We start from the raw sequence: 3,844 nt of genomic DNA on the forward strand, positions 1-3,844 counted from the left end.
GCAACAACCCCGACCAGACCAAGACCATCGACCCCTGCAACCTGCAGTTCCTCTACCAGGGCAGGGGCGCCACCCCGAGCGGTGCCGACTACCTGACGTGGCCGTACCGGCCGGGTGTCCTCACCCTCCAGCGCTGACCCGGCCTGATACGCACCGCCTGAGGAACCCCGGCCGCACGTCGGCTGGGGTTCCCCCTTTGGCGGCAGACGGGCGTCGGCGGTCATCCCGCCGTTGCGGCGACCTCCTTCGGTCGCGTGGGTTCGGCAAGGTCCGCCCCGTCGCCGTACCGGGACCGCAGTTCCGACAGCACACCGAACGCCGCCGCCGTCAGCGGCACCGACAGGAGCATGCCGAGGATGCCGGCGATGGAGGCGCCCGCGGTGAGCGCCAGCAGGATCGCCGCCGGATGCATCTGCACGGTCCGGCTGTGGATCATCGGCTGGAGCACGTTCCCCTCCAGGATCTGCACCGCGAACACCACGCCGACCGCCCACAGCGCCGTCACCAGCCCCCGGTCGGCGAACGCCACCAGGATGGCCACCGCACCCGACAGGAACGCGCCGAGATACGGGATGTACGCGCCGACGAACACCAGCGCGCCCAGACCGACGGCGCCCGGCACCTGGAGGATCAGCAGGCCGATCGCGATGCAGACACCGTCGATGAACGCGATGATCGTCGTGCCCCGCATGAAGCCCTCGATCGCCTGGAACGCGCGCCGGGCCATCACCTCCAGCGTCTCCCCGCGGCCGCGCGGCGCGAGGGAGTGCAGCGAGGCGACCGCCTTGTCGGAGTCGCGCAGGAAGAAGAACATCAGCAGCAGCGCCAGGATCGCCATCGCGACGAACGAGCTGACCGCGCTGACCCCGGTGAGCACTCCGGAGGCCGCCGTACCGCCGAACTTCGACAGCAGTTCCTTGGCGTTCTTCGCGAGGTCGTCCAACGACGTCCCGGCCAGCCCGAACTCGTCGCTCAGCGACTGCGCCGCGTCCCGCAGCGAGGCGATGATCTGGTCGCCGGTGTCGATGAGCGCCGCCACCACGATGTACGCGGCGCCACCCATCACCACGACCACGGCGGCGCACGTCAGCCCGGCGGCGAGGGACTTGTTGAACCGCATCGCCACCAGCCGCCGGTAGAACGGCCCGAGCAGGGCCGTGCCGAGCAGCGCGAGCAGCACCGGCGTGACCGCCGTCTGGAACGTCACGCAGATCCACACGCCCACCGCCACGACACCGGTGACGAGCAGCGTCAGCGCGCTCCACACCGCCACGTGCCGCGCGGGCCCCGGCAGGAAGCCGCCGGAGACGGCCGGCGCCGGTGGGGCGACCGCCGGCGGCAGCTCCACGGGGCCGCCGCCGGTGGTCCGTATCGTCGTCCGCGTCCGGTGCAACGGTCTGCGCGCGGGACCGCCCCGCCGCCCCTGCCGTCCCCCGCGCACCCGGCGAGGGCCTCCCGTACGGCTGTTCATGTCTGGTCGTCTCCGCTCACTCAGGGGGTCGCGCACACCCCCTGAAGATCACGGGATGGCCGTGGCGCCATAGCGTAGACCCGGCGTCCGAACAGCCGCGGCCCGCCTACTCGGTGATCGGCAACGACGCCCCGTCCCGCAGGAACAGCGGGATACGGTCCAGCGGCGCGTCCACCGTGACGGACGCGCCACCCTCGTACGTCTCCCCGGTCCACGCGTCGGTCCATCGGGCGCCCGCCGGGAGATACGTCGTCCAGGTCGTCGCGCCCGCCTCCAGCACCGGCGCGACCAGCACGTCGGGGCCGAACAGATACGCGTCGTCGACCGACCAGGCCCGCTCGTCCCCGGGGAACTCCAGGAACAGCGGGCGCATGACGGGCAGGCCGTCCTCGTGGGACTCCCGCATGACCCGCAGGACGTACGGCTTGATGCGCTCACGCAGCCGCAGGTATCGCTCCAGGATCGCGCCGGCCTCCTCGCCGTACGACCAGACCTCGTTGGGGCCGCCGGTCATGGCCGGGCCGAGCGGCATGCCGGGCTCGCGGAAGCCGTGCAGGCGCATCAGAGGGGAGAACGCGCCGAACTGGAACCAGCGGACCATCACCTCGCGGTACGCCGGGTCGTCCGGGTCGCCCCCGTGGAAGCCGCCGATGTCGGTGTTCCACCAGGGGATGCCCGACAGCGCGGTGTTGAGGCCCGCCGCGATCTGCCGGCGCAGGGTCGGGAAGTCGGTGCCGATGTCACCGGACCACAGGGCCGCCCCGTAGCGCTGACTGCCCGCCCACGCCGAGCGGTTGAGGGAGACGATCTCCTCCTCGCCGGCTGCCCTCAGCCCCTCGTAGAAGGTGCGGGCGTTCTCCGCCGGGTAGATGTTGCCGACTTCCAGGCCGGGGCCCGCCCAGTACCGCAGGTTCTCCTGGAAGCCCGGCTTCAGCTCCGGCTCGCAGGCGTCCAGCCAGAACGCCGTGATGCCGTACGGCTCCAGGTAGTTCTCCTTCACCCGCGCCCACACGAACTCCCGTGCCTCGGGGTTCGTCGCGTCGTAGAACGCCACCTGGACCGTGGAGGCGACCTCCTTGTCGGGCCAGTCGGCGTGGGCCGTCGGACCGTACTGCGTGCCGATGAAGTAGCCCCGCTGGTCCATCACCGGGTGGTTCTCCGACAGCGGCGACACCGACGGCCACACCGACACCACCAGTTTGATGCCCATCCCCGCGAGTTCGTCCACCAGGGCCGCCGGGTCGGGCCACTCGCTCAGGTCGAACTTCCACTCGCCGAGATGCGTCCAGTGGAAGAAGTCGCACACGATCACATCGATCGGCAGACCCCGTCGCTTGTACTCCCGTGCCACGGCGAGGAGTTCGTCCTGGGTGCGGTAGCGCAGCTTGCACTGCCAGAACCCGGCCGCCCACTCGGGCAGCATCGGCGTACGGCCCGTCACCGCGCTGTAGCGGCGCTGCGCGTCGGCCGGTTCGCCCGCGGTGATCCAGTAGTCGATCTGCCGGGCCGAGTCCGCGACCCAGCGCGTCCCGTTGCCCGCCAGCTCGACCCGGCCGATCGCGGGGTTGTTCCACAGCAGGGTGTAACCGCGGCTGGAGGTCAGCACCGGGATGCCCACCTCGGCGTTGCGCTGCACGAGGTCGAGGACCAGCCCCTTCTGGTCCAGCCGCCCGTGCTGGTGCTGGCCCAGGCCGTACAGCTTCTCGTCGTCGTACGCGGCGAAACGCTGCTCCAGCCGGTGGTGGCCGTTGCCGACCGCCGTGTACAGCCGCGGGCCCGGCCACCAGAAGTGGGCGCGCTCCTCCGACAGCAGTTCACGGCCGTCGGCGGTGCGGGTGAACCGGACCAGGCCCTCGGCGCTGACCTCGGCGGTGAGCGTGCCGACCGTCAGCCGTCCCTGCCCCTCCTCGATCTTGATACTGCTCTCGGTGCTCTCCGCCTCGTCAAGCAGGGCGCCCGGCAGCCCGTCGAGGATCGGGCCGCCCAGCCGGGCACGGACCCGGACCGCGTCCGGCCCCCACGGCTCGATCCGCAGGGTCTCCTGGCGTCCGCTCCATTCCAGGGCACCGTCCCGCTCACGGAACGTGCCGACGGTGGGGGAGGACTGGGCGAGGCTGACCGCGCCCGTCGGGGTCTGGTTCTCGTTCTCGACAGACTGATTCACGAGACGGCTCCTGGGAGGAAGGAGTGACGGCCCACCCGGCACGACCGCTGCGGCCGAGCGAGCGAGTGGGGGTCGGGGGCAGGGGCGAGGAGCGCAGGGCTCGCCGCCCGGACGACGTGCGGGTCGGCGGGAGAACGTGCCGGACGAGGGGCAGGACGGTGGGGGGACGTACCGGGCGAGGAGCAGGAAGGTGGGAGGACGTACCGGGC

Annotated in this window: 2 protein-coding genes and 1 pseudogene; 1 reads left to right on the plus strand and 2 read right to left on the minus strand. The window is 71.6% G+C overall.

The genetic code is table 11. The annotated features are described in order from the left end of the window. A pseudogene (locus AOK15_RS46430) lies at positions 1-137 on the plus strand (non-reducing end alpha-L-arabinofuranosidase family hydrolase); the annotation flags it as partial. A gap of 83 nt (positions 138-220) precedes the next feature. On the opposite strand, the gene AOK15_RS02355 reads toward AOK15_RS46430, so the two are convergent. Then, positions 221-1,267, minus strand: a complete 1,047-nt coding sequence (locus AOK15_RS02355) for an AI-2E family transporter (protein WP_055512193.1) — start codon at positions 1,265-1,267, stop codon at positions 221-223. A gap of 310 nt (positions 1,268-1,577) precedes the next feature. Continuing rightward, complete coding sequence (locus tag AOK15_RS02360) at positions 1,578-3,635, minus strand: glycoside hydrolase family 31 protein (protein ID WP_055512190.1); 2,058 nt, start codon at positions 3,633-3,635, stop codon at positions 1,578-1,580. Positions 3,636-3,844: the final 209 nt, after the last annotated feature.

The organism is Streptomyces ossamyceticus (genome assembly GCF_001418475.1).
GTDB lineage: Bacteria > Actinomycetota > Actinomycetes > Streptomycetales > Streptomycetaceae > Streptomyces > Streptomyces ossamyceticus.